Origin of the sequence: Bacillus sp. AP50 (assembly GCF_040492675.1) — a bacterium.
GTDB lineage: Bacteria > Bacillota > Bacilli > Bacillales > Bacillaceae_G > Bacillus_A > Bacillus_A cereus.
Genome location: NZ_JBEUTW010000273.1, coordinates 1 through 4,746 on the forward strand (window position 1 = coordinate 1; position 4,746 = coordinate 4,746).

The following is a 4,746-nucleotide window of genomic DNA, read 5'->3' on the forward strand; positions in this document are numbered from 1 at the left end:
AATCTCCTACTTTGACTGAAACAGTTTGGCTCTCAGCAGATTGTTGTCTATTTCCTATAATTTCTTTATTGTACAAAATATTACCGGATGAATTCTGGACTTTAATGCTTGCATACGTATTAGTAAAATAAGAATGGGGGATACCCGCTTCTAATTTAATCTGCATTTTTTCTGTTGCTTTGTTATATTCTATTTTCGCGATTTCTCGATCATTATATCCCTTTAATGACCAAGCGAATTGATTTCCATCTAAAACCGTTGTTTCTGGCATTTTCTCTACTTTCTTCAAGCCTTCTTTTGTCACTTGATACCTCGCTGTCTTTCCAATGGTTTCATTTTTGTTATTTTCAAGGTTAGTTAAAGTTGCTCGCGTTTTTTCCTTTGTTGCTTCTCCTTCTATATGGGTAAATTCAATGTAATCCCCTACCTTGACGGGCACAGTTTGGCTTTCAGCATTTTGTTGTTTATTTCCCACGATTTCCTTATTGTACAGAACGTTGCCAGAAGAATTTTGAACCTTAATACTCGCATATGTACTAGCAAAATAGGAATGTGGTACACCTGATTCTAGTTTTACCTTCATCTCTTCTACCGTTTTATCATAATCTACTTTTGCAATTTCTCTATCATTATATCCTTTTAATGACCACGCAAACTTGTTTCCTTCTAAAATTGTTGCTTCTGGCATTTTTTCTACTTTCTTCAGGCCTTCCTTTGTAACTTCGTATATAGCTTTTTTTCCAAAGCTCTCTTGCTTACTATTATCTACATTTGTAAGAGTAGCTCTATGTACACCTTCTAGATGTCTTAACTCTATATAATCGCCTACTTTGACTGGAACTTTTTGCGATTCAGCATTTTGCTGTTTGTTTCCATAAATCTCTTTGTTATAGACCACTTTACCTGATGTGTTTTGCACTTTAATACTTGCATATGTACTATCAAAGTAGTTATGTGGTACACCTGCTTTTAGATCTATTTGCATTTCTTCTGTTGATTTATTTAAATTTACTTTCGCAAATTCAAAATCTCCAATCCCTTTCAACGACCATGCAAATTCATTACCTTCAAAAATGTTTGGAGATTCATTTTTGATTTGTACCTTTTTCTCAACAGTTCGATCAAATATATCCGTTAATACAATTTTTGCATAAGCACTTGTTGGTAATGATATAGATTGACTGATTCCATTTTGATAAGATTTAATATCATCAATTACGCTAATAGGTTGGCCCGTCATATTTTCATTGTTATAAATTTCAATTTTCCCCTTAAATTGCGGTGTACTATTTTCTTTTAGTTTCCAAGATACATTTAATTTTTCATTTTCATAATATATAGATTGGATATCATAATCTAGTTTTCCTATTTCAGGTTGAGTAGGTTGATTTAGCGTGAATATTTTTCCTGCCCCAATAGTAGACTGCGTATTACCTCCTGCTTTGACCCATACATATTCTGAAGTAGCTCCTCCATCATATTGATAAGTATTATCATGCGTTCCAGAAATACTTTGATTATTCCAAGAACTCCATTGTTTATCAACTAATTTTCGGCTATAACCATTTTTCAGGCGCGCTTCTCGAACATTCTGTCCACTATCAGCCCAGTCTTCTTGAAACATTCCTAACCCATGATTAAATGCAACATTAGCAACCGGAAAGTCCATAATTGCAATTTGATGCCATTTATTCTTTGTTACATCTTTCATCCATTGTCCAAATTTAGTATGACCATTTTCTTGCCATGAACGCATTGTCATTGTGTACCAATTGTAGTCTTTCCAACCATAAGTTGTTTGAACCTTCATTCCTGTTCCTTCTCCTCCAAAGGGTCCAGCTTGCGAATTCGGAGATAAGTATTCGGCCTTTATTGCTTCTTTAGAGGAAATTGGATCCCATAAGGCAAAATGTAAAGTACGTTTTCCATTTTCATCGAACCCACTTTGTTGTTGAAAACCAGCATATCCTCCAGCTTCACCACCTGCATTCCAGTTGTGTACAGCCCAGTACGTATAAGGTGGTGTCTGAACTGGTGACCAGTCTATACTAATAATATCTGAGGCAGGTATATTTTTGGGACTCACATAAACTGCTGGAGCAGCTGAATGTGTTGCAGCTTTAGTGTGCAAAATAGACGTTCCAAACATAGAAAACATGCTACATGCTGCGGTCATTATAATAACTTTATTAAATCTTTTCTTCGTTTTCTGACTAATCACTAATCTACATCCTTTTCTAATTTTTATTATTGAATACTAACGTAGTAGAGAAATCTATCAAAATTCAAACAACATCCAGTAATTCTTTAAAATACTGGATGTTGTTCTATCTTTACATCTGATTCTTACATATTAATTGATTGTAATTGCTTTCCATAACGATAGTGCAAATATCCAATTCGGGTCACCATTTCCTTGATGATTTTGAACAGCTTCATACACTGTCCCTTGATGTTCTACTTTATCGCCCTTTGTATATGCCTTCTTTGGATCCCATTTTTCATAAGATACATTTTGATCTTTGGTTTTTACAAGAAGAATTTCACTTTGGATTGATGTATTTCCAGCTGCATCTACAGCCTTCACTGCATATTTATATTCCTTATGAACTGTTAAGTTTTGATCAGTAAACGTCGTTCCTTGTACCGTTTGAATCAATTGTCCATCGCGTAATACCTGATATTCTTTTACACCTACATTATCTGTAGAAGGATTCCATTTTAGCTCTACACTGTTAGAAGTAAGGTTGCTTGCATATAATCCTTGTGGCTGTGTTGGAGCTTCTGTGTCCGGTTTCGGATTAACAATTTGATTTACTTTCTTCAGACCTTCCTTTGTAACTTCGTACATGGCTTTTTTTCCAAAGCTCTCTTGTTTACTATTATCTACATTTGTGAGAGTAGCTCTATGCACACCTTCTAGATGTGTTAACTCAATATAATCTCCTACTTTGACTGAAACTTTTTGCGATTCAGCATTTTGTTGTTTATTTCCATAAATGTCTTTATTGTATACTACTTTCCCTGATGCATTTTGTACTTTAATACTCGCATATGTTTCATTAAAATAATGATGCGGTACGCCTGATTTTAAGTCTACTTGCATTTCTTCTGTCGATTTATTGAAATTAATTTTAGCAAACTCGAAATCACTAATTCCTTTTAGTGACCATGCAAACTGGTTTCCTTCTAAAATATTATTTACATTAGGCATATCTGGTTTAATTGGATTAGAATCCGTACCCTTCCAAATCTCTGCTGTTAAAATTGGATATCCTAATGCAGCTACTTTTTGAATGGTATCGTTATTTGGACGTAATCCCCACTTCTCAAAGAAAGGAATCAAATTTTGTTTGGCTACTTTTGATGCTGAAATCATAAATAATTGTTTTTTATTTTCATCAGTTTGTGGAAGTTCACTTGAAGGCATGTCTCTATACAATTGATGCAATTTAGGATAGAAATCCTCTCCATACGCTAACTGTAGTTGCCAAAGCATAACAAGCTTTACAAAAACATCGCTAATTTCATCATAATTTTTATTCACTTGTTCTAGATATTGAAATGCTTTTGGATAAATTCCGCTTTTCTCTAAGTTGGATGGTTGATTAAATGCTTTTTCTACAGAAAGGCTGTATATATTATTTTGTACTTCTGTCATATTATAAAACTTCCAGGGCGATTGTTGTCTCAAATGTCCTGCCTCATGCCAAGGGCCCCAGCCATCTGTTATAAATTTATTAATATCTAACACGTATTGGATTGCATCTCCTACATATGCGGTTCGATAAGAAGTTGCATACATATAATAATCAGGAGAATGATTTTCTTCTACGTAATGAACATAATGTTTATCTACTTGTTCTTCGGATAATCCAGCTACTTTGTCTTGAATTCGGGTAGCTTCATCCATCTTTTTTAAGAGTTGTACAGGATCTGTATTAGAACCCAACAAATATTTCTTAACACGTGCAGGGCTAGCCGTAATTAATACACGTTCTCCTTTTAACTCTACTGCATGTGCATTAGGATACTGGTCCAGCATGTTTATTAAATCTTGTTTCGTATGCTTTCCTAGTTCAAAGAAAGGCGTAGTCGTTCCACCTGTTGTAATTGTTGTTCGAATGCTACCACCTTGTTGTTTATTATAAAAATAAATCATCCCCCCATTTGGAGATTGGATTGTGTTTATACCAGGTTTTAATGTAAATGATTTTATCTTAGAATCTTCTCTCCAAGAAGCATCATACGAATACGTTCCAATATACACCTGAATATCTTGATTACCTTCTACATTAATCGTTATTTGTTCATTTGGCTTTGCATATAAACCAGTTGGTTCATATGGACTAAATGCCATACTTTTTCTTTCCTGTTGTTTCAGTACCTCAACATCCCCTTTTCCTGGGACTGTAAATGTTCTATTTTCTGATTTAACTGATTTTTCACTTTGCAGTGATGTCGATAAATTTTTTTGCTGCTGCGTTTCCTCTGCAAAGACATCTGATGAAGAAATCATTCCAGTCGCAAGCATAGTTACTGTAGCAGTAGCTGCAAGTATTTTTCTAGTTTTATGTTTTGAATTATTCCCCATATTATCTCCCTCATTTTTCCTTAGTACTCTTAAGGATTTTTTGTTTTCTTCTTCATGTTTTTACAATCTAAACTATTCATACTATTTAAGTTGTGTCTATTACTCTATATTTTTTTATATATATCTCCTTTTCTTTATGTATTATTGTATAT

The 4,746-nt window shown here is 34.0% G+C and carries 2 protein-coding genes; both read right to left on the bottom strand.

Features of this window, described 5'->3' with window-relative positions:
- The coding region (locus tag ABWK52_RS19350) for a putative mucin/carbohydrate-binding domain-containing protein (protein ID WP_353772078.1) at window positions 1-2,221 on the bottom strand (2,221 nt) is incomplete at its 3' end.
- A 132-nt stretch (window positions 2,222-2,353) separates the two neighbouring features.
- Complete coding sequence (locus tag ABWK52_RS19355) at window positions 2,354-4,594, bottom strand: M60 family metallopeptidase (RefSeq protein WP_098542068.1); 2,241 nt, start codon at window positions 4,592-4,594, stop codon at window positions 2,354-2,356.
- Between the last annotated feature and the right edge of the window lie 152 nt (window positions 4,595-4,746).